The sequence below is a fragment of the Desulfosporosinus hippei DSM 8344 genome (assembly GCF_900100785.1).
Classification (GTDB): Bacteria; Bacillota; Desulfitobacteriia; order Desulfitobacteriales; family Desulfitobacteriaceae; genus Desulfosporosinus; species Desulfosporosinus hippei.
This window is the reverse complement of sequence record NZ_FNCP01000005.1, coordinates 78,576-100,912: the sequence shown is the minus strand read 5'-3', so window position 1 is coordinate 100,912 and position 22,337 is coordinate 78,576. Positions and strand designations below refer to the sequence as shown.

Genomic DNA, 22,337 nt, shown 5'->3' with positions numbered 1-22,337 from the left:
AATATGCTCTTTAAATTCTCTAGGGATGACTTGGACATGCTGCAGAGTTTTGTGGAAGAAGCAGAGGAAAACTTGCAAAAAATTGAGGAAGCATTGCTTACACAGGAAAGCTTGAACGAAAATCCTGAAGCCCTCAACGAAATATTCCGCCAGATGCATACTATCAAAGGGCTGTCCTCCTTTTTTGGCTTATCCGATATCACGCGACTAAGTCATGAAGCAGAGTATATGCTAGATGCTTTGCGGACCGGACGTTTAGTTTTAACGACCAAAGTAGTGGCATTATTACTCGATGCCCTCGATATTTTAGTCGATATGGTCGGACAATTGAATGTCGTGTGTCAGGAAGCCCATGCCGAGGAATGGGTGACCACAGAAATTACGAGTAACAAAGATATTGATTGCGTCGTTCAACAAATTCAAGAGGTGATCGCTAGTTATGGACTTGCCGAAAAGGTCGCGGTCGACACCGGTCTAGAAATACCTAATTCAAAAAATAGCATCATTGAACCCGAGAAGATAGAAGCCAGTGTTGGAGAGCCAGAAGAGTTGGCAGTCCCTAAGAAAGACAATCCCCCCTTGAGCCCAGCGAATAAGGAAGGCTTAGGAGTGGGTCTATTAGAGGACTTCCTAGAAGAAGCGGATGAGCATCTTTCGATGATTTCAGATAAATTACTAATCGACCTTGACTCTCATCCCGAGGACACGTCGATTCTAAAAGAGTTATTTCGTCGAGTGCATAGCCTCAAGGGAAATATCGGCTTATTGCTAAGCGTCCAAACACCTGAAAGTAAGCTGCGTGCTTTGTTAGAGGGTCTTTTGGAAGTGTTCCAAAATGTTGAGGGTTTACTGGATTGGGTACGAAATCAAACGAAACCAGTGCTCAGCGAAGTGACCAATCTTTGTTACCTCGCCATGGAGGCACTGCGTAAAGGGATTACGATTACCCAAACCGGTGGAGATTCCACTCAGCTTGACCTGCAACCCTTGTTGCAAGAATTGAAGGTCACTAGGGAGCGTTTAACTAATTCGGGAACTCAATCAGACGGTTCGGCATCGTCCCCTCTGTCAAAAAAACAGGAAGCCCTGCCTAAGACAGAGACTCTCGCCATCCATGTCAGTCAATCAGTTCGGGTGAGTGAAGAAAAATTAAATCGCCTGATGAACGTGATCGGAGAATTGGTGGTTACGAAGAATGTCTTCGGTTTAATTGCGCGCAAATTAATTATTGACCACGATCTTCCGACGATCTCTAGAGAGGTTAAAGATGCCGGTTTAAGCGTTAATCGTATTTCTGAAGAGCTGGAAGATATTATTATGTCCATGCGAATGACGGCAGTTCGGCATGTCTTTCAAAAGTTTCCACGGATTATTCGCGATATTGCGTTAAAGACGGGTAAGAATATCGCCTTAATCATGGAAGGGGAAGATACCGAACTGGATAAAACAATCATCGAACAAATGGCCGATCCGTTGATGCACTTAGTTAGAAATGCAGCAGATCATGGGATTGAGTCAGAGGATCAGCGTGTCGCAGTGGGCAAAGAAGCTCAGGGCAAGGTTTGGCTCAGAGCGTATAATCGCGGGAAACATGTTTATATCGAAGTTGAAGACGATGGTAAGGGCTTGGATGCTCAAGCCTTAAAACGCAAGGCGCACGAAAAAGGGTTTATCTCCGAGGCACAAGCGGCGGAGATGTCCGACGAGTCAGCGTTTCAACTAGTCTTTTTACCAGGCTTTAGCACGGCGGGGGTTGTCTCGGAAATTTCAGGACGCGGCGTGGGCATGGACGTTGTGAAATCAAATGTCAATGCCCTACAGGGTAAGGTTCATATTGTCAGTCAAATGGGTAAGGGTACGAAAATGATAGTGCAACTCCCCTTGACCCTGTTGGTCTCTAGAGGATTATTGGTTGAAGTCAACCAACAGTCTTATATTCTTCCCTTGGAAAATATCCTAGAAACCCTTAAAATTCCCAGTAGCCAATTGATGAAACGTAGAGGACAATGGATACTCCACCATCGAGGGGAGGTTCTAGGGGTGGTCAAACTTTCTGACCTGTTAGGAACATCTTCCTCTCAGGAGGGTATAGAGGATCGGAAATCCATTGTTGTGGTGAACGATGGGGGTGTGAAAATCGGCATGATTGTTGATCGGTTACACCATGAGCAGGACGTCTTAGTCAAACCCTTACCCGATTACTTGTCTGGAATTCTAGGGATGGGTGGAGCCACAATTATGACTAATGGCAAGGTGGCAATTGTACTGAATGCGGTGGAGTTATTGGCTAAGGCATGCACACAAGATAATCCAAGTATGGGAGGAAACTAACAATGGTTAAGGATCAAGAAAGCAAGGGTACCTTGAATGATTTATATGAAGAGTGGTTAGTTAACTTAGAAACTAGCGTTTGGGGAAGACAAGAAATCAGTGTCATTTCTAGGCTCGAAAGTCTAGGTCTACAGCTGTTCAAAGCCTTGCAAAGTGGTATCCCTGAAGAGGGTCTTGGTGCGGAAGTACCTAAAATTATGCTAGAACTGGTGAAAATTGGTCAGCAGCAAGAATTGAATCCTAGGGAGACTGCCTTGTTTGCTTTTTCCTTTCGGCCCTTTTTGAATCGAATCAACTCAACCGTCTCTGAAGAACGGTTGAATCAAGTCATGGATGAAGTAGGAATCTTCGGACTGGAAGCGTTCTTCGATACCAGAGAGAACATCATTCATGCGCAGCGACAGGACCTCTTAGAACTTTCGACTCCGATTATCAAGTTATGGGAAGGGATTTTGGTGCTACCGCTGATTGGAACCTTAGATAGCAAGCGTACACAAGAGGTTATGGAAAAGCTCTTAAATGCCATCGTGACTCACGGGTCAAAAGTGATTATCCTGGATATTACCGGTGTCTCGACGGTGGATACTCTGGTAGCAAATTATATTCTCAAGACGGCTGCGGCGGTCAATCTACTCGGAGCGAAGCTGATTATTACAGGAATAAGTCCTGAGATTGCCCAAACCATGGTCCACCTGGGAGTTGATCTCGGAAACATTGTCACGAGAGCTGTGATGGCGGATGGGGTAGAGTTGGCCTTAGCTTTACTGAAGAAGAGGATCGTTGACCATAATAAGGAGTAAATGATGGAGGAATTAAGGTGGATAAAACCTCACTGTTAAAAATTGGTAAGGTCTTAATTCTCTCGATTGAGGGGGAAGTCAATGATTTTTCAGTCGTTTCCATGCAGGATATGTTATTGAAAGAGGTCAGAAACACGAGTACACGGGGTGTGATCTTAAATATTGCACGGTTGGAAATCGTGGATTCGTACATGGCGAGGGTACTCTCAGATACAGCGAGGATGATTCGGCTAATGGGGGGGATCACGATTCTAGTAGGGGTCAATCCGATGATTGCTCTGACGATGGTCGATATGGGACTTGATATAAAAGAGGTTAAGACGGCACTTAATCTGGATGCGGCCTTGGAACTGTTGACAGGTCTAACCACGTTAGGTCGCTATTCGGAAGAAAGCCTTTGAGCCGGGTGGAAATCTGTTCTGAACAGGACATCGTTCTGGCCAGACAGGTTGCACGTCAAGCTGCCCTCAACTTAGGCTTTTCGTTGGTTGATCAGACGAGGATTATTACAGCCGTAAGCGAATTAGCCCGCAATATTTATACCTATGCCACAAGTGGATCAATGCAGGCCCAAGAGTTAAAAAAGGCGACTGGGATTGTCGGATTGGAATTTGTGTTTGAGGACCAAGGCCCTGGCATTGATGATCTGCAGCTAGCTTTGACGGCTGGCTATAGCAGCGGTCAGGGTTTAGGGTTGGGGTTAAGTGGTGCCAAGCGTTTGATGGATGAGTTTGAGTTACAGTCGAAGCTAGGTCAAGGTACACTAGTTCGAGTTGTGAAATGGACAAAGTAGGGGGTATGAAATGCCTGAAATTCGGGTTGAAGCGGACTACGATATTGGCAGAGCTCGGAGAGCCGTTGTCAATTTTTCTCAAGAGTTGGGAATGTCCGCGAGGAACCTATCAGATATTGCCATTATAACGACAGAATTAGCAACTAATCTTGTTCGGCATGCCAACAGGGGTGGAGTTATCCATTACTCCGGTTCTCCGGAGCAGGGCTTGACTCTTGAAACAAGTGACGATGGGCCAGGAATTACAAACGTTGAAAATTCAATGACAGATGGGGTTTCTTCTAAGGGGTCATTAGGGGGGGGGCTAGGGGCAGTTCAGCGCTTAGCCGATCATTTCTCATTGGAAACGGGGAAACAGGGTACTAAGATTATCGTGGGCAAGTATTTAGATTCCCAGACGAAGCAAAGTTTGTCAGTAGGGGTCTATTCACGGCCTTATCCAGGTTATATCCGCAATGGTGATGGTTTTTTCATCCATCAAAAGCCTGCGAGGAATGTCCTCGGTTTGTTTGATGGGGTAGGGCATGGCGAGCTAGCGTATCAAGCAGCTAATATATTATTACACTCCTTGAAATATCACTACAAATTATCCTTAGAACAAATGGTTCAACACTCTCATCAGCGACTTCGTGGGAGTCGAGGAGCCGTCCTTTTCTTAGCTGTTATTACTAAGAACGAGCTGAAGTATATCGGGATTGGAAACATTGAGGCTTTTTTAGGCATAGAGGGGGTGCAACCCAAACGGTTAATGTCGTATCGCGGAGTGCTGGGAGCAAGTTTTCCTGAGATGAAAGTAACGACCCTTCCCTGGAAGCCTGGGTCAAGGCTCCTGATGTATACCGATGGAATAGTTGAACGCTGGAAATCCTTAGATCCCTTTTTCCTAAAAGGAGGTGACCCCGGTATGGTCTGTCGCCAGATTGTTCAGGACTACGGGAGGAACAATGACGATGCGTCAGTCTTGATTGCTCGGGAAGCCCTATGAGCCAAAGCCTTTATACGGTTCGCAGTACACCTCAAAATGCAGTCTTACCTTCTTTATGGAGTGCAGTCCTTTCTGTTGGGGGAGGCTTTAATGTCTATTTAAAGCTTTCAGTGTTAGTGACCTGGCAGCTGGCAGAGTTAGAGAAGCACGGGGCGAGTACGGGATGGTATGCAGAAATCGAGAGGGACAGCAATTATATCAGAATGCGTACGGAAGTCAGTATTCAAGCCGAGATAAAACACATTAATTATCCGGATTGGTTTATGCGAGTTTTCTCTGAAAACTCGATCATCATGATGATTCAAGATCACAAGTGGGAATTAACCGTTCGATGTTCAGTGGACGAAATACCTTATGAAAATCGTAACTCTTCAAATGGGTCGATGAGCTGGGAGAGTATACACACGGACCTTCAGGAGTATCTCGATCATCAATTGGGCATGGAACAGGAGATTAAGGATTATCGACAGGAATTGTTGCTGACCAATCAGGGGATAGTGGCCCTTGTCGAAGAACTAGAAGGACATTATGGTAAGGGGACGTCAGAGGAAAGTATAGAGCTTCAGTTTGATGAACGGGTCAAGGAAAATCGCTTGCTTATTGAACGACTCAGAGAAAAAGAGCTGGCCTTACAGCAAGCGGACCGTTTGGCAAGTGTTGGGCAATTAGTCGCGGGTGTGGCGCATGAAATCAATAATCCCTTGACATTTATTCGCATGAATTTAGAACTAATGACTCGGTATCACGACTTGCTGGAAAGTAAGTCACACGCCGTAACTAGCGATATGTCTCTTGATTTAAGCAGGGCTATGAAAGCAATTTTGTCGGGAGTAGAACGCATTTCCAATATTGTCGCGGGTCTTAAATATTTTTCTCGCCAACAAGCTATAGAACGGAAAGAAGTCAATCTGGCTGAGGTGATTAGTTCGGCCTGGATGCTCATATCCAGCGATCGTACCGCAATCAGTGGTATAACTCTGGATTATCAGGAAGTCTCCAAGATCTTGGTTTATGGAAGTTATCAACAGTTAGAGCAAGTGTTTGTTAATTTCTTACAAAACGCTACGCGAGCTATAAATAAAGTAAAAAGAAGTATGGGTATAATTCGAATTTCCGTCCGCCAAGAAGAGATGACGCAAGGTTGGGTCCTCGTTGATGTTCAAGATAATGGCTGTGGCATAGACAGCAAAGAAATACCGCATATTTTTGAACCATTTTACTCTAAGGATCCTGAGGGTATGGGGCTTGGACTCTCGATAGTACATGGAATTGTCAAGGATCATAGTGGACATATCGCCGTGGCGAGTGAACTTGGCGAAGGAACGAGGATTACGTTACGCCTGCCTAGCTATAACCCAGAACCCAAGTTAAATCTTTCAACTAAAGTTGAATAGTGAGACTTTCGGAGGAAGTCGTCACACCGAAGCGGAGTACTGGTAGCTCCCATGGAAGTGGGAGCCTTACCATTGAATGACCTGAAAGGGAAGGGTTAGAGATGGATGATGAATTAAAGAGTGTATTTATCACTGAAACGGAAGATATGCTCCTAGAAGCCACCAATTTGTTACTCGTTGAAGATGAATCAGATGAGTTACTAGCGCGGATTAATCATGTCTTCAGAGTAGTGCATTCCATTAAAGGTGGCAGCCAATTTTTGGGACTTCTCGATCTAGCAGAAATATCTCATCATCTCGAAGATTTGCTGGGACCGCTCCGCTCTGGAAAACTTAAGGTAGATGAGGGAATCACCACTCTAATGTTAGATGCCCTAGAATTGATGGAAACGCAGCTTCAATATGTTCGGAATGGGGAAATCATAACGGCCCAGGATTTTGAGCATAAGAAGAAATTGTTAGAGAAAATTGCACGAATCCACCAGCCGGAGGTTTTAGAAGAGCGGACTGTACATCTTAATTCGGTCACACGAGGGAGCAGTGCTTTTGTTGGCAAACGCTTAATCTATATTCATGTTCAGATGGACGAGGAGTCGATCATGCCGCAGGTTCGACAGTTTTTAGTGTTGGAACGCTTGAAGGAAATCGGCAATGTCGTTTATTCTCTTCCTAATCTGGAAAGTCTTGAATTGCCGGAAAGTTCCACGAATAATGCTTTAACGATCGTGTTTAGTACGGATGAGACCGATGAGCTAGTGCGAATGACCTGTGATGTGGGGGACATTTCAGAAATTAGACTATTAGAGCTGAAAAAGGATCTTGACCGAAGTTCACAAGGCAAGGGGCAGTTACCGACTGTTCTGGAGGTGGGACATTTTGATCAATTAGTGACTCTCCTACTGGAAGAATTCCGACAAAAGGACTATTCAAAGGTAAAGATAGCTGGGTTGGTTCAGGGGTTGGCAGATTTTGGGGAAGAAGCAAGTGTTGCTACAGAGAGTTGGTTTCCTGGAGGGCTGGCAGGTTGGAGGCGTTATATCACGTTCTTAGTTCAAACTGCCGAAATGGATGGAAATGATCGAGCAAGAATGGCGGCAAGTATCCTGCAGGGATTTTGGGAGACGGTTTTTGATGTCTTATGTAACAAAGTGTACTTCTTCACGGAGATTATGGATGAAAAAGTAAAACTTTCACCATCTGCTTTCCAGGAAAGATTAGCGTTGACAAAGGATGTTCCTCAGCTGGCTGTGCTCGATCTCAGTCAAATGAGAGTGTTCGAACCCTCGGATATATCGATATTAGAAGATTTAAAAACAAAGCTTAACCACCATAGTGTTCGCTTGTCCTTAGTTTCCAGTGGACCTAATACACGGAGACAAGTCAATGTCCTAGAGGCCAGCGCGCTATTCACAAGGGACTTGCACATCTTTCCCAATGCCTTTAACGCCTCTTTTGGTACAAGTAACTAATATTTTAAGAGGAGGGATAACTATGTACCCAGAACTGCGGGTTTTAATAGTTGATGATGAAGAAGAAATCCTGATTGCCCTAGCGCAGTTATTAAGGTTAGATGGCTATAACGTACATACGGCTTCTTCCCCCATCACTGCTTTAGAAATGATTAAGGGGACGAAATACCATATCATTTTATCCGATATTGTGATGCCAGAAATGAATGGACTTGAATTGCTGACCCAAATTAAAGAATATGACCCCTTGGCTCAGGTGATTATGATGACAGGCTATTCCACCATGGAGATCACCATGCTCAGTCTGGAAAAAGGGGCCAGTGATTATATTCTAAAACCGTTTAAAGAGTTTAAAGATGTCAGTAAAATTGTCAAACTTAATGAAGAAAAACTTAAGCGTTGGTGGGAGAGCATGCGTGGGAATTTTAAATAAAAGCTTAGTAAGTATAGGAGGCGGGCACCATGAAAAAGATACTTATTGTCGATGATGCAATATTCATGAGATTGACGATCAAAAAAATGTTAGAAAACTCGAATTACGAAGTGGTCGGTGAAGCTGCTAACGGGGTAATAGGCGTCGAATTATATAAGCAATTACAGCCGGATATCGTGACCATGGATATTACAATGCCCGAAATGACTGGAATAGAGGCGTTAAAAGCTATTAAAGCGATTAATCCCAAGGCAATGGTTGTCATGCTTACGGCCTTGGGTCAAGAGGGAATGGTCAAAGAAGCCATTATCAGTGGAGCGAAAAACTACCTCGTTAAACCCTTCACAGAAGAGCGGTTATTACAAGTGTTGGATAAATTAGGGTGATTATATGTATTAAGTTAACGAAAGAAGGGGTTATTCATGAAGGTGGAATATATTAATCCGTTTTTATCAGCAAGCGCGGAAATGATTGATCAAGTTACGGGCTTTAAGACGAAGATGGGTAAGATCTATATCAAAGATGCGCCCTATATGAGTGAAAGCATTCTGGTGCTGATTGGGATAACCGGTGGGTTCCATGGCAGTGTCGTGATGACCTTTAGCAAGGAAATATGTTGTAAGCTTGCCTCAGCGATGATGGGATGTCCTCTGATAAGCGAGCTCGATGAAATTGCCAAAAGTGCCATTGCAGAATTATGTAATATGATCTTAGGCCATACTGCAACTTTATTTTCTAGAAAAGAAATAATCGTAGATATCACCCCTCCTACCATTTTGACAGGAGACAATATTCAATTTAGCATTCCGAATACCGTTGTTGTCTGTATACCCTTGATATTCGAAGATGAGTCACAAATTCAGATTAATGTATCGTTTGCTGAAAATGTAGCTTAAGAAAAGCTGGCAGTAGAGACTCATGTAGAGCAAGAAGAGACCAATGTCGTGTTTAAAGGAGTCAATGCCATGCCTGAAGAAAAAGTTCCTAAGCGTCAAATGCTTGAAAAAGAAATTAACAGCTTAAATCAAGAATTTGAGAACAAGGTTATTCATCGCACAAATCAGCTGAAGGATATGAATACTATCCTGGAAGAAGAGATTGTTGAGAAGGTACGAGCAAAAAATGAGTTGGATAAAGAAAGAAACTTCACCGATGCCTTATTTAACAGCGCCCCGTGGATTATTTATCTTTACGATGATCAAAGAAAGCTAGTGAGATGGAATAAAAAACACGAAGAGCTGACCGGATATTCCTCCGATGAGCTGGCCCGCATAAAGTTGATGGATTGGTATGAAGGTGATGAAAAGAGTCAAACTGCGGTAGTCGATGGACTTAAGCTGGTTAGCCAGAATGGATTTGGAGATGCTGAAGTCGATTTACAAAGGAAAGACGGCACAAAAATTCCAATGTACTTGACTGCTAGTTCAGTCGTCATTGATGGGAAACTGTGGTTTGTTGGAATAGGGATAGACCTCACTGAACGCAAAAAAAGGGAAGAGGAAAATCGCTATTTAAATTATTATGATGTTTTAACTGCCCTTAATAATAGAAGATTCTATGAATTAGAACTGAAACGCTTAGACGTTGAAAAAAATCTTCCTATTTCGATTATTATCGGGGATATTAATGGCTTAAAACTTGTGAATGATGCCTTTAGTCACGATAAAGGCGATGAGCTTTTACAGAAAGCTGCAACGGCCATCCGAAGTGCCTGTAGATTAGAGGATATAGTCGCCCGCTGGGGTGGAGATGAATTTGTGATTCTTCTGCCTCAGACGAATAAAGAAGAGGCTGAAACTATTGTTAAGAAAATGAGAGAATTATATTCAACTATTGACATTAATGCTATTAATGTGAGTATCTCATTTGGATGGGAGACAAAGAAAAGACCGGGTGAGGATCTATTAAAAGTCCTCAAAAGCGCTGAGGACGCCTTATATAAAAACAAAATTATCGAAAACGAAGGGATGAGAGGTAATACAATCAACACAATCATTAACACTCTACACGAAAAAAACCCAAGGGAAGAACAACATTCCAAGCGAGTAAGTCAACTATGTCAGTCTATAGGAAGAGCATTAGGTTTGTCTGAAATCGAAGTATCTAAGCTCAAAGTTGTAGGCCTTCTTCATGATATTGGAAAAATTGCCATCGAAGAGGGGATACTTAATAAACCAGGAAAACTATCAGGGGATGAGTGGGAACAAATAAAAAGGCATCCTGATATTGGCTGGAGAATCCTAAGTACTTCTTATGAAATGTCGGAATTAGCTGACGGCATATTAGCACATCATGAACGATGGGATGGTAATGGTTATCCAAAGGGGTTAAAGGGCGATTCTATTCCAAGGATTTCAAGAATTATTGCTTTAGCTGATAGCTATGACGCAATGATCAGCAACCGACCATACCGGAATTCTTTGAGTGAAGAAGAAGCCTTATTGGAAATTCAAAAAAATGCTGGTACACAGTTTGACCCTGAGATTACAAGAATATTTACTGAAAAAATGTTGGAATTAATGAGAAGTAAGGAGAAATGGGATGGTATTTAATTTAGAGTAAAATTGTGGGAACGGAGGCGTCTTAAATAGATTAATTTTTAAGGGGTGCTGGGGTATGACTTTGAACCAAGATGATACCGAAATGAGTAATTTCGAAATGATTTTTAACTCCAGTCCCATTGGAATGTTCTTACTTAATGAAGACTCGTTGCTTGAAAACATCAACAATGCAGCACTGGAGTTTTTGTACCGAACTCGGGAAGAGTCTATGGGTAAGCGTTTCGGCGATGAGGTTCGTTGCAAGGGGAGCGCAGAAGATATTAAGGGGTGTGGTTTTGGATTGCAATGCCAAACCTGCAAGATGCGCTTGGCTATCGAGTCAGCCTTAAAGACAGGACAACCTATAACTCACTTGGAATACACTAAGATATTGATCCATAACGGAAAAGCGAGAAAGTATTGGTTTCTGGCAAGCGTTACTCCAGTTATGATCAAAGGCAACCGCCATGTGGTCGTAGCGCTAGACAACATTACGGATAACAAATTAGTGGAGGATTCAGCTAAAAAGTATCAAGTTCTTCTTGAAAAAGCTCGTGATATCATTTTAATGCTCGATATGAAAGGGTCTATTATTGAAGCCAATCAGGCTGCTGTTCGAGCGTACGGCTATACGAGAGAGGAACTACTAGATTTAACGATCTTTGATTTGCGTGAGGAGGCTCACTTGACCTTACAGCAAATGAATCAAGTTGGGGAACAAGGGATTTTATTTGAGACTCGACACATTCGTAAAGATAGCAGTAGATTCCCTGTTGAGGTAAGTGCCTATGGTACATATATAGAAGGGCAACGAATTTTAGTGAGCATCATCCGTGATATAACCGACCGGAAAAAAGCAGAAAAATTGTTAATGGATAGCGAAAGGCGGTACCGGAGCCTTTTTGAGGTTGCTCAAGACGGTATTTTTTTATATGAGATTCAGGGTGAGCAATCAATAGATTTAAAAATTATTGATGTTAACATAGTGGCTTGTCAGCGAATGGGGTATTCCAAAGATGAGTTGTTAGGTAAAAGTGTCCTAAATATTAATAAAGAAGGTAATAGGAATTATGTAAGCCAAATGATTCAAGAAATCATACTAAAAGGACAATGTACATTCGAGAATATTCACGTTACCAAAGAGGGTCAAGAAATTCCTGTTGAGATCAGCACACAGTTGGTTGAGGTGGATGAGAAAAAATGCATTCTATCGTTTGTCCGAGACATCTCTGAACGAAAGAAGGCAGAAACAGAATTACTGAGAAGCGAAGAAAAACAACGACGTTTATATGAACGATATCGCTCGTTGATATTGAATATGCCCGATAGCTTTGCTTATAACAAAGTTATCTATGATGAAGTGGGGAAGCCCCTCGATTATGAGATTCTAGAGATTAATGAAGCCTATGAAAAAATATTTAATGTGACACGGAAAGAAATTATCGGGAAGAAATATTCAGAACTATTTTCCGGTGAAGATCCAGAAATCTTCAAACAAAGAATGGTAGAATACGGAGAGGTGGCGTCAAATGGGCTGAAACTCGTCTTGCCGGTCTACTATTCAGAGTGGAGTAAACGTTGGTTTTCTGTGAAACTATATAGTCCGGAGCCAGGATTTTTCGTCTCGATCATCACCGATATGACGGAGCGCATACGTGAAGAAAATGAACTCAATCTCGCTAAGGAAGTAGCCGAAGCTGCTAACCGTGCCAAAAGCGAATTTTTAGCAAATATGAGTCATGAGATACGTACTCCGATTAATGGAATGTTAGGAATGATTGATTTAACCTTATTAAAGGAAACAAGTAGTGAACAACGCGAAAATTTGGAAATTGCTAAGAGTTGTGCAGACTCCCTGCTAAAAATCATTAATGATATTCTAGATTTTTCGAAGATTGAAGCAGGAAAATTAGTGATCGAAAAGATAACGTTTAACCTACGTGAACTTATCGATTCAACCATAAAAGCACACTTATCTGTTGCCAAGGAAAAAAGGCTGAAATTGTGTTGCGACTATTCCTCTGCTATACCTCAAACCTTGTTGGGTGATCCCAACCGTTTAAAACAGATTTTTAATAATTTATTAAATAACGCTTTGAAATTCACGGAACATGGGGAAGTCACTCTTTTAGTTCGGGAGCAGGCTTTAACCAACGAAATGGTGGAAATAAAGTTTACAGTTTCAGATTCGGGTATTGGCATATCTAAATTAGACCAAGAGAAGTTATTTAAAAACTTTAGTCAGGTCGATGGTTCTATCACCAGAAAATACGGTGGAACTGGTTTAGGCTTAGTGATATCCAAGCAGTTGGTTCATATGATGGGTGGAACAATCAATGTGGAAAGCCGTAAGGGTCATGGGAGTGCGTTTACCTTTACTTTAAAATTCATGCTCTCGGAAGAACTGAGCCGTCTAACCCAAAACTCCTTCAACCCCATCCATACTATGAAACCCTTGAAAATTCTGATTGTCGAGGATGATAAGGTTAATTCGATGGTCTTGGCCTTAATGCTCAAAGAAAAAGGTCACTTTATAGATTCGGCTGCAAATGGGTATGAGGCTTTGTTATTCCACTCGAAATGTCAGTACGATGTAATTTTTATGGATATTCAGATGCCTATCATGGATGGGATCGAAGCGACCGCCAAAATTCGAGAAAGAGAGGGTAGGAACCGGCATACTCCAATCATTGCCTTAACCGCGTTTGCGCTTGTTGGAGACCGGGAAAAATTCCTTTCCCAAGGGTTGGATGAGTATCTACCTAAGCCAATTAAGATGAATGAATTATTCCAGCTCTTAGAAGAGGTAGTGAGCGGAAGTATTTCAGATCAACAAAACCCTGAAAGCCAGCTTGAGGTAACAATTAGTAAAAATGGAAAAGTAGTTAATATTAACTCTGATGTAGCCGCGGCACAGAATAAAGTTGCTATACTCCAGCAAATTTCTCGGGAGATTGAAGAACTTTGTCTTGCCTTATTTGAGGAGGACTTGAACGTGATTGAAGAAATTGCTCATAGAATCAAGAACAACTTCAATCTGATAGAAGCGGATGAACTAAAAATGTTAGCGTTTAAAATTGAGCTGGCAGCTAGACGTGAAAATCAAGAACAAGCAACCCAATACGCCCAAAGAATCAAAAGAGAATTTGAGTGTTACAGGGTCTTAGAACACCCGACTGAAAGGGGAAATGGATAGATGAATATTTTAATTGCTGAGGATGATTTAGCCAGTCGTAGGTTCTTGTCGAAATTTCTCACACAATATGGTGAAGTCGATCTTGTAGTTGATGGACTTGAAGCCCTTGACGCTTATTTGATGGCTATCAAAGAAAAAGCTCCCTATGACTTAATTTGTCTGGATATTATGATGCCAAAAGTGGATGGGGTTAAGGTATTAAAGGCTATTCGAGAATTTGAGAGTAAGCAAAAGGTAGCACCTGAACAGCGGGTTAAAGTGATTATGACGACGGCTTTGGCTGAAACTGACTATGTTAATAAGGCGTTTGAAATTGGGTGTGAAGCCTACGCCGCTAAGCCAATTGATACCAACAAACTGCTTGATGTTATTAGAAAGATTGGGCTAATAGAATAGGATTCATAGCTACTGATTCGGTAAAAAATTATCTTTAAAAAGACAAATCACGCCAATTAGGAACAGTATTTTGAAATATTCTACATATATAGACAAAATTATTTCTAGCATGTTATATTTAGTATAGGGTTAGTAATAACTGAAAGTCAGTTTTACTTGCCCTATACTTTTTATGTTTTCTCGATAACCCAATCACATTACTTGACTCATTAAGACTGATATCAACTAGCGAGATTAGGGGAACACTGCCTAAAACATATAGAAAGCAAGGCGATCTATTATGAACTCAAAAAATGTATTAATCATTGAGGATTCAGAAGAGAAGATAAAAGATTTGATGTGTAAACTCAAAAGTGAAGGATATAACGTGAGATTATCTGCAGCATCTAAAGAAACAGCATGTTCGAAGGATAATGGTTATAAGATTTTGGAAAAGCTCCCTATGCTCATATGGCGTTGCGGGGTCGATAAAAAATGTAACTATTTTAACAAGACCTGGCTTAACTTTAGGGGAAGGACACTAGATCTTTCTATTGTACGGGATATAACTGAAAAGACGCAAGCTGAGATGGCCTTAAAGGAAAGCCAGGAGAATTATCACTCGCTCCTTATGAATATGTCAAGCGGGTTTGCCTTCCATAAAATTCTTTACGACGAAAATAGTCATCCAATTGACTTTGAATATATTGAAGTGAATGGTGTTTATGAAAAAATATTAGGTATCAGTCGGGATGAAATAATTGGCAAACGACTTACTGAAGTGATACCAGGTATTAAAAAGTTATCTAAGGATTGGATTAAAATATGTGCACAAGTTGCAACGACAGTTGAACCAATAAGACTCGAAGAGTACTACTCTCAAGTGTTTAAACGATGGTATTCAACTTATATATATAGTACTAGCCACGGTTATTTTGCAGCCATTTATACTGATATCACAGAAAGAAAACTTGCAGAGGATGCAATTCGGCAAAGTCAGGAAAAATACCAATCACTGTTTGATAATATGCTTAATGGGTTTACTTACAATGAGTTGGTATTTGATAAAGATGGTAACCCAGAGGATTTTATCATGATTGATGCAAATGAGGCTTATGAGAAATTAACCGGCATCAAACGGGAGTATGCAATTGGTAGAAGGGCTTCAGAAATCTATAAATTCAAATTAGATCCTGATTGGATGGAGAAATGCTATAATACCGCATTCAACGGCAAAAGCTATGTTTTAGATAATTTATATTCCCAGTCAATGAATCGATGGTACTCCACAACCTTGTACTCTCCGAAAAAAGGTTACTTTGCAACCATGTCCCAGGAAATAAGCGATAGAGTTAGAGCTGTAATGGCACTACAAGCAAGCAAAGTCAAATACCAAACCATGCTCATGACTATGAATAGTGGCTTTGGATATTTTAAGGTAAGTTGTGACGAAAAGGGTATTCCAAACAACTGCATTTATCTCGAAGTTAATCAAGGTTTTGAACGCCTTATTAATAGGGAAAGCAACCAAATCATTGGAAAGAGCATTTTAGAACTATCACCTTTTAGCAAGATCGTTATAGACAAATATACGGAAGTCCTAAAGTTAGTAGCACTTGAAGGCGGAAATTACAAAGTTGAGGAATTGTATTTAGAAGACTTGAACAAGTGGTGTTCAGTTTTTGCTTATAGTCCGGAGAAGGGATATCTAGCAGTCATTCTAAACGATATAACTTATGAACGAAACTCCAGGGAGCTTATGAAAATTGCAAAAGAGGAAGCAGATGCGGCAAATAAAGCTAAAAGTGAATTCCTAGCCAATATGAGCCACGAGATCAGAACACCCTTAACTGGTGTTGTTGGAATGATTGATATTACACTTTCTACTGAACTGACGCCAATGCAATCGGAAAATTTGAACATTGCCAAGAAATGCGCCAATTCGCTTTTAGTCATTATAAATGATATTTTAGATTTTTCGAAAATAGAGGCAAACATATTAAGGTTAGAGAGTACCAATTTCAATGTGAAAGAGTTAATAGAAGGTATAATCAAATTTCATTCGTCATCTGCTGAAGAAAAAGGATTAGCACTTAATTATATGTTTTCTTCTAATATACCGGAATTCCTCATTGGCGACTCGAATCGATTGATGCAGGTTGTTAATAATCTAATTAGCAATGCGATAAAGTTTACGGAAGACGGAAGTGTAGCAGTATCAGTGGTAGTAAAACGACAAGAGATTATTAATGAACAGGTTGAACTAAAATTTTCGATCTCTGATACAGGGATTGGTATTGCCCATGATGAAATGAATAGGCTTTTTAAGAGCTTTAGTCAGGTTGATAGCTCCTATACAAAGAAATATGGTGGCAACGGACTGGGACTGGTAATAACGAAACAATTGATTGAGTTAATGGGTGGCACAATTTGGGTAGAAAGCGAAAAAAGCAAGGGAAGTGTCTTCGATTTTACCCTGAAGATGAACTTGGGGAAACGGCCAAGGATTGAACCGAGTGATCAGGCAAAATTGCCTACTACACAAAAATCGCTTCATATCTTGTTAGTAGAGGATGACAAAGTAAACCAATTAGTGGTATCACGTGTTTTGAAAGATAAGAGCCATCAGGTAGATGTGGCCAATAACGGCATTGAAGCAATAGAGATGCACAGTCAAAAACAATATGATGTAATTTTTATGGATATTCAATTGCCAATAATGGACGGGATTGAGGCAACACGGTTGATCAGGGAGCGGGAAGGTAGTCTTATACATACTCCGATTATTGCTCTGACGGCGTTTGCATTGCAAGGTGATAAAGAGCGCTTTTTATTAATAGGTATGGATGATTATCTTTCGAAACCAATTGTTTTAGGTCAGCTAATTAAGACCCTTGATAATGTGTCTACTCAAAAATGGGAAAGGGGCTTGCCGGTAAGTGGAATACGGGCAAGTGAGACTGGAGAAGTCGTTTTTTTAGATGCTGTTAACTATCAGTTGGACGCAGAAAAACAAAATGTAATTCAGGAAATTACTGATAACGTTAAGCAACTTACCAAGGATTTAGCCAGTAATGATTTTTCTAATATTGAAACTATCGCAAAAAGGGTTAAAAACCAATTTAATCAAATTGAGGCAGATGAGCTGAAGAACTCTGCTTTCAGAATAGAGCTTGCTTTAAGGCGAGGCAATTTGAAGGAAGCAATAGAATATGCAATGCAATTAGACTATGAATTTGAAACCTTTAAAAAATCGATTTCTTACATGGGAGTTTGAGATGAGGATGAAAGATTTTATTGCAGTGTGTTAATCAGTTGATCCAAAAATCCGAAAATCAATATAGAGCGGATCATGGAGGTCTTAATAGAGAAAATAAAAGTAAAAGTAGATGAAAAGGTGATATAAATATGAGCAAAAAGGTTTTGGTTGTTGATGATAATAAAAACAATATTCGCTTGTTCGTTGACATTTTGGAAGAGGAGGGATACACAGTTTTTACTGCAGAAAACGGTTTAACCGTGCTAGAATTGACATACATCGTACAACCGGATGTAATATTGCTGGACATTATGATGCCAGAGATGGATGGATTTAAAGTGTGTGAACAATTAAAAAGAGATAATGAGACCCAAGATATACCCGTTATCATGATTACTGCAAAGAGGGATTCCAATGATCTGCACAAAGCGTTTGAACTAGGTGCCTTTGATTACATTAAAAAGCCGATAAACGAAATTGAGTTATTAGCAAGGCTGAAGTCAGCTCTGAAGGTTAAAGAATACCTGGACTTACTCAAAGCTATGGCAACTACGGATGGACTGACCGGATTATACAATCACTCGTTGTTACTGGAATTATTAAAAAAAGAACTCTTAAAACAGGAGCGAAACAATCAGAAGATTGCCTTTGTGATGATTGATATTGATCGCTTCAAAACCGTTAATGATACCTATGGTCATACAGCGGGAGATATTGTCCTCAAGGAATTGGCAAAAATTATCCGCAAGAATGTAAGAGCTAGCGATATAGTAGGCCGATATGGTGGGGAAGAATTTAGCATTATTTTATCCGATACTGAGCTGAATGATGCTGTAAATTTGTGTGAAAGGATGCGCTTAGAGGTACAAAACCATGAGTTCATATTGTTCGATAAATCAGTTCATATCACGTTAAGTATGGGGATCTTCTTCAAAACGCCCCAAAATACAATTGCCCTAGGAGACATAATTAAGAACGCCGATCAAGCCTTATACACAGCAAAAAATAATGGACGTAACAGGGTTGAAGTCTATAGGGCAGATGAGATTATCTTAAATAGTTAGTAGGTGAGGGTTATGTTCTATGATTTATTTTCCAATATTGTCATTGTAGTTGCATATTTATTTGTGATTGGCCAAATTTTCAATAAGTATACATTGGATGGAAATTTGCAATTACGAATACGGATATGGATAGGTATATGTTTTGGTGTTCTGGGTATTACATTGATGATATACTCCATCAATGTTACATCAACGATTATAGTTGACCTAAGAAATACTGCAATAATCAGCTCGGCAGTTATTGGTGGCCCTGTTACGGTGATGATCACCTCTGTAATGATAGCCGTATATAGAGTATTGCATTTCGGTGTAAATAGTGCCTCGGTTATGGCCGTGGTGATAGCTTTGGTTATGGGTTTGGGGTGTGCATTCTTTAGTTGTTTAAGAACTTCACGATTGAAAAAGTTTTCTTATATGCTCGTATATGCATTGGCTATATCAATTGCTGCCTTTAGTTATTTAATAAAAGATTTCTACATATTACTAGAATTGTTTTCGTACTATATTGCGATATCAATTTTTGGAGTAATATTGGCCTACTTTGCTGTAGAATATATCATTTCAAGACAAGTGATTGAAAGAAATTAAAGGAATCAAATCAAGAAATCGTCAATATTTTAGAGAGTATACAAGATGCATTTTTTGCTGTAGACCAAGATTGGAAATTTACTTATACGAACAAGGAATTTGATAAAGTACTTACTGATACTGATGTAAAGTATCAGGATATATTGGGCAAATGCATGTGGGATATATTTCCGAAGGAGATACACTCACTTTACTATAGTAAGTTTAATCAAGCGATGATTGAGAAGATTCCGGTGCATTTCGAGGGTTATTCTCCAGCTTCAAAACGTTGGTATAACACAAACGTCTACTCCAAAAGCGACGGAATATCAGTTTATTTCAGGGATATAACTGACTATAAAATTATGGAAGAAACCTTACGTGAAAGTGAAGAACGTTTCAGGACAGCCTTTGAAAATGCAGCCGTGGGAATGGCTATAGTGACAATCGAAGGACGGTTTATTAGAGCAAATGGACCCTATTGTAAAATGGTAGGGTATACAGATGAAGAACTACACGATACTAAGTTCCTGAGGTTAACTCATCCCGACGATATTGAAAGAAACCGTGAGGAGGTTAATCAGTTACTAAAGGGCGAGATCCCGAGCTTTCATATAGAAAAAAGGTACATTCATAAGCAAGGGAATATGATTTGGGTACAGGTAAATACTTCGTTGCTGAGGGATAAGGAGGGCACCCCCCAATATTTCATTGCCCAGGCTCAGGATATTACCAGCCGTATTACAGCCGCAAATGAGATGAACCAAATGAACAGCGAGCTGCTTGAACAGAGAATTGAGGCTGAACGACAGCGCGAAGAGGCCTTGGAGGCTAATAAACATAAAAGTCAATTTCTTGCAACCATGTCTCATGAGCTCCGTACACCGCTCAACTCAATCATTGGATTTACAAATCGTGTATTAAAAAAATGTGCAAAGGTGTTGCCAAGAACGCAGTTTGAAAACCTTGAAATTGTAAGAGATGAGGCTGAGCATCTATTGAAGCTGATTGATAGCGTGCTGGATTATTCTAAGGTGGAAGCTGGGAAAATGGAAATATATGCAGAAGAATTTGATTTAGAAGACGTGGTAAATCAGGTATCCGTTATGGCAAAAAAGTTTGTCGGTGAGAAGCCTATTAAGTATCAACTAAAGCTACCAGAACTGAATAGTCTCTTGATCTATAGTGATAAATTAAAGGTTAAGCAGATTTTAATAAATCTTCTTAGCAATGCACTTAAATACTCCGAGGAGGGTCCTGTGAGTGCGACACGTTTCTAGGTCAATAAAAGCCTAGACATCAGACTAATTCTGATAGAACTAACATCACGAAAAGTCGAATGAAGGGATAACACCCTGAAAGGCTTTCTTTAATACTCCGATAGGCGTGTAGATAAATAAGCATTGAAGCGTCTAAAGCTCGGTGAAGTCGCGCGAGAACTGCCCCAAGAGGGAATCTCTTAGGAAACCTATCCAGAGGTGGATGGCGTAGTCTATAGTGCGGAAGTCTAAAAAATATCCATGGTAAGAATGTAGATAAAATCTACTGACGAAGTTCCGAATGTACGGGGGAGTGACCCAGCTGATAGAAATGTCAGAGCAAATTTATGTTTGGTAGATGAGGAAGAGTAAAAAATTTCCAGTATGAAAATCCTTGCGATGTTTTAGGCATCGGAAAGTCTACAAACCCAGAGGAACTACCTAAAGGTATATGGTACAGATAGAGATGTTGGAACGTGGTAAGCGAAGAATAGGGAGGTCTTATTACCGATGAACTATCCCCTTCGTGAAAGTAGGGTCACAGTACCAATGAAACCATGATAATAAGTGGTGGAGGGAGAGGCCCAAGTCAATTATCATAAATGAAAACTTACAATCACAAAATCACTCCATAGGTTCTGGTGAGACTAAAAGAGGCTACCCTCGAAAGGAGGTGCTGCCGACTATGGCTACCACTACCGCGAATACCAAGTTGCGCCATAATGAATACTATGGCCAACAAAGTACCCTTGATGATTTGTATGCAAGAAGCCTTAAAGGTGCAAAGTTTAATAACCTATACGAAAAAATTGTAGAAGAAAACAATATCCTTTTGGCTTATCGAAATATCAAGGCCAACACAGGAAGTAAGACAAAAGGAACCGATGGATTAACGATTAAAGACATCTCGGATAGGACCAATCACCAAGTTATTACAATGGTAAAAGGAAGGTTAAGGCACTACAGACCACAATCGATCAGACGAGTAGAGATTTTGAAAGACAATGGCAAACTACGCCCTCTTGGAATTCCCACTATGTCCGATCGACTTATCCAGCAGTGTATACTTCAAATACTTGAGCCAATCTGTGAAGCGAAATTTCATAATCATAGCTATGGCTTTAGGCCAAATAGAAGTACAGAACATGCAAAAGCCATGATGCACAAGATGATTAACCATCAACACTTACACTTTGTTGTAGATATTGACATAAAAGGATTCTTCGACAATGTAGATCATGGAAAACTTCTCAAACAACTATGGACCATGGGAATTCAGGACAAGAACCTTCTATGCATTATATCGGCTATGTTAAAAGCAGAAATTGAAAGATTAGGAATCCCAAGTAAAGGAGTACCTCAGGGTGGGCTGTGTTCGCCATTATTTTCTAACGTGGTTCTCAATGAATTAGACTGGTGGATTAGTGACCAATGGGAAAGCTTTGAAACCTTATACCCCTACTCTGATAACAGCGGCAAACTCAAATTAATACGCAAAGGATCAGAACTCAAGGAGTGCTACATTATTCGGTATGCAGATGACTGTGCGCCACGAAGGCGCGTTCAAGCGACAAGAATCGTCGCTTGAACAGCAGCTATGCTGCACAGATGATGAGGGTTGGCCCCTCGGAATCGCTATGCAGGTAGAGATTCCAAACCACCTTAAGTTGCTGTGTCCAAAAGCCATGGTGGTGAGCGTTAAGGAAAAGGCGAGGCTTGACCTCGTCAGGTAGGTGCTATGGAGAAGAATACAAATGAACCGCTGATAACGTGTCGAAAGCGTAGGAACGTCATCAAAACCGGGAGGTAGTCGTTAGCCCGGGATAAGTCTGGAGGAAACCTGTTTACTGTCCAGGCGGTGACCGGCATGAA

16 protein-coding genes and 2 pseudogenes are annotated in these 22,337 nt (G+C 40.7%); all 18 read left to right on the top strand.

Going from position 1 to position 22,337, the window contains the following annotated elements:
- The first annotated feature begins 3 nt into the window (after positions 1 to 3).
- Positions 4 to 2,331: a chemotaxis protein CheA gene (locus BLS16_RS06205; protein ID WP_092331260.1), complete on the top strand. Its 2,328-nt coding sequence runs from the start codon at positions 4 to 6 to the stop codon at positions 2,329 to 2,331.
- A gap of 2 nt (positions 2,332 to 2,333) precedes the next feature.
- Positions 2,334 to 3,131: an STAS domain-containing protein gene (locus BLS16_RS06200; protein WP_092331257.1), complete on the top strand. Its 798-nt coding sequence runs from the start codon at positions 2,334 to 2,336 to the stop codon at positions 3,129 to 3,131.
- A gap of 17 nt (positions 3,132 to 3,148) precedes the next feature.
- A complete protein-coding gene (locus BLS16_RS06195; RefSeq protein ID WP_176786089.1) occupies positions 3,149 to 3,532 on the top strand; it encodes an STAS domain-containing protein in 384 nt (127 codons plus the stop codon).
- A gap of 5 nt (positions 3,533 to 3,537) precedes the next feature.
- Positions 3,538 to 3,924: an anti-sigma regulatory factor gene (locus tag BLS16_RS06190; protein ID WP_092331459.1), complete on the top strand. Its 387-nt coding sequence runs from the start codon at positions 3,538 to 3,540 to the stop codon at positions 3,922 to 3,924.
- Positions 3,925 to 3,934: 10 nt separating this feature from the next.
- Entirely contained in the window at positions 3,935 to 4,909 is a 975-nt protein-coding gene (locus BLS16_RS06185) for an ATP-binding protein (RefSeq protein WP_092331252.1), read from the top strand.
- On the top strand, positions 4,906 to 6,303 hold the full coding sequence (locus BLS16_RS06180) for a sensor histidine kinase (RefSeq protein ID WP_092331249.1): 1,398 nt from the start codon (positions 4,906 to 4,908) through the stop codon (positions 6,301 to 6,303). Before BLS16_RS06185 ends, BLS16_RS06180 begins: the two co-directional genes overlap by 4 nt.
- A 101-nt stretch (positions 6,304 to 6,404) precedes the next feature.
- A complete protein-coding gene (locus BLS16_RS06175) occupies positions 6,405 to 7,772 on the top strand; it encodes an Hpt domain-containing protein (RefSeq protein WP_092331247.1) in 1,368 nt (455 codons plus the stop codon).
- A gap of 22 nt (positions 7,773 to 7,794) precedes the next feature.
- Positions 7,795 to 8,205: a response regulator gene (locus BLS16_RS06170; RefSeq protein WP_176786088.1), complete on the top strand. Its 411-nt coding sequence runs from the start codon at positions 7,795 to 7,797 to the stop codon at positions 8,203 to 8,205.
- A 29-nt stretch (positions 8,206 to 8,234) separates the two neighbouring features.
- A complete protein-coding gene (locus BLS16_RS06165; RefSeq protein WP_092331242.1) occupies positions 8,235 to 8,591 on the top strand; it encodes a response regulator in 357 nt (118 codons plus the stop codon).
- Between the two features lie 36 nt (positions 8,592 to 8,627).
- Positions 8,628 to 9,101: a chemotaxis protein CheX gene (locus BLS16_RS06160; protein ID WP_092331239.1), complete on the top strand. Its 474-nt coding sequence runs from the start codon at positions 8,628 to 8,630 to the stop codon at positions 9,099 to 9,101.
- Positions 9,102 to 9,191: 90 nt separating this feature from the next.
- Positions 9,192 to 10,757: pseudogene (locus BLS16_RS06155) on the top strand (bifunctional diguanylate cyclase/phosphohydrolase); the annotation flags it as partial.
- A 64-nt stretch (positions 10,758 to 10,821) separates the two neighbouring features.
- Positions 10,822 to 13,941 (top strand): PAS domain S-box protein, encoded by a 3,120-nt coding sequence (locus BLS16_RS06150; protein ID WP_092331234.1) that lies wholly within the window; start codon positions 10,822 to 10,824, stop codon positions 13,939 to 13,941.
- The gene (locus BLS16_RS06145; protein ID WP_092331232.1) at positions 13,942 to 14,337 is read left to right on the top strand and encodes a response regulator; all 396 of its coding nucleotides are present in this window, start codon (positions 13,942 to 13,944) and stop codon (positions 14,335 to 14,337) included. It abuts the gene before it with no gap.
- Between the two features lie 280 nt (positions 14,338 to 14,617).
- Positions 14,618 to 17,593, top strand: coding sequence for a PAS domain-containing hybrid sensor histidine kinase/response regulator (locus BLS16_RS06140; RefSeq protein WP_092331230.1), 2,976 nt, complete (start codon positions 14,618 to 14,620; stop codon positions 17,591 to 17,593).
- A gap of 131 nt (positions 17,594 to 17,724) precedes the next feature.
- A complete protein-coding gene (locus BLS16_RS06135; protein WP_092331227.1) occupies positions 17,725 to 18,639 on the top strand; it encodes a diguanylate cyclase in 915 nt (304 codons plus the stop codon).
- Between the two features lie 12 nt (positions 18,640 to 18,651).
- Entirely contained in the window at positions 18,652 to 19,227 is a 576-nt protein-coding gene (locus BLS16_RS06130; protein WP_092331224.1) for a LytS/YhcK type 5TM receptor domain-containing protein, read from the top strand.
- 17 nt (positions 19,228 to 19,244) lie between these two features.
- Entirely contained in the window at positions 19,245 to 20,486 is a 1,242-nt protein-coding gene (locus BLS16_RS06125) for a PAS domain S-box protein (protein WP_345788519.1), read from the top strand.
- A 664-nt stretch (positions 20,487 to 21,150) separates the two neighbouring features.
- A pseudogene (locus BLS16_RS06120) lies at positions 21,151 to 22,032 on the top strand (reverse transcriptase domain-containing protein); the annotation flags it as partial.
- Positions 22,033 to 22,337: the final 305 nt, after the last annotated feature.